1 pseudogene is annotated in these 270 nt (G+C 68.1%); it reads right to left on the bottom strand.

Annotated elements, in window-relative coordinates:
• Positions 1–270, bottom strand: a pseudogene (locus AC0IY0_RS28825) (IS630 family transposase); the annotation flags it as partial.

A 270-nucleotide genomic window follows, 5' to 3' on the forward strand; every position in this document is an offset into this window, starting at 1 on the left:
CTCGACGGTGTTGAGGAAACGGATGACCTCACCGTGGCGATGGCGCTGCATGCAGCGGCCGAGCACCGTGCCTTCCAGGACGTCGAGGGCGGCAAACAAGGTCGTGGTGCCGTGGCGGGTGTCGTCGTGCGTCTGAGCGGCGGGATGCCCGGGCCCGAGCGGCTGGTCGGGACGGGTTCGCTCCAGGGCCTGGATCTGGGACTCCTCATCCTGAGCGTGTCGAAGGACCGTCGATGGACAGCACGACGGCGTGGGCGGGCGGTTGCATAT

The sequence above is a fragment of the Methylobacterium sp. AC315 genome, assembly GCF_979253755.1.